At 44.4% G+C, this 967-nt stretch carries 1 protein-coding gene and 1 pseudogene; both read right to left on the reverse strand.

What is annotated here, in order from left to right; genetic code table 11:
* The coding region (locus AB4496_RS28035; protein ID WP_372133311.1) for a 1-acylglycerol-3-phosphate O-acyltransferase at positions 1 to 573 on the reverse strand (573 nt) is incomplete at its 3' end.
* Between the two features lie 197 nt (positions 574 to 770).
* A pseudogene (locus AB4496_RS28040) lies at positions 771 to 967 on the reverse strand (hypothetical protein); the annotation flags it as partial.

Consider the following 967-nt stretch of genomic DNA (forward strand, 5'->3'; position numbering starts at 1 on the left):
AACTCGGTTGAGGTTAATTTTATTGAGCGTGGTACTGGTACACATCGGGGTGATAGGCACACCGGCTTCAATCGCCATTCGGAAAGCGCCCGTCTTGAATGGCAGTAGTCCACGCCCTTTACTGCGCGTTCCTTCAGGGTAAACCCAAACCGACAGATCTCGCTGGTGAATCGCTTCCGCCACTTGCTTGATGGTATCGCGTGCTTTGGACTTGTCTTCGCGGTTAATTAAAATATTACCGGTGATCCAATACAGCAGGCCAAAGAAGGGCACGTACAACAAATCGCGTTTGCCTAAAGAAACCGTGCGAGGCCTTAACATCCCTGGGGCGGTCACAAAGTCCAACACGCTTTGGTGGTTAGATATGTAGACGCTCTTTTCTGGTGTCGGTGCATTATCTAGGCCTCTCTGTAGGATCTTTACCCCAACGAGTTTTTGTAATTGGTTGAACCAACGGCAAAAAACGTACACATGCTTTGGGTTTTTTGGGCTAAACAAGCAGTAACCAAAAGCACATAGAGTGGTGAAAATAATAAACACCGTCGCCAAAATAATACGAAGAACAGCAAGCACAATTCACTCCTTACTCACGACAAGATTGCAGTGATTAAATAGTTTTAGATGCTTGAAGTTTTCACTCTATTTAACCGAATTGCAACAATTAACTGTTTTAGGGGACTGTTTTTAGATCTTTATATAAAACAAGGACTAACAATGGGTGTTTGACGCAGTTATCGAGCTTACACGTGTTCACCAGTAGGTAGGCATGTTCACCAATACTGTTTATTTGGATCCGACTTTTCTACCCATTCCGGATCTTGACGTGATTCTAAATAGAGCTGTAGGCCGTTATAAGACATGAAAGCAGCAGGGCCCCCGAGGTGCTCGAAATAGTCAAAATAATCATCCTCGAGCGCGCAAAGGTGAGCTAAGTCTTTAACGTTATTCATCATTGCCCATTGAATAG

The organism is Vibrio sp. 10N.222.46.A1, assembly GCF_041473595.1.
GTDB classification, from domain to species: Bacteria; Pseudomonadota; Gammaproteobacteria; order Enterobacterales; family Vibrionaceae; genus Vibrio; species Vibrio tasmaniensis_A.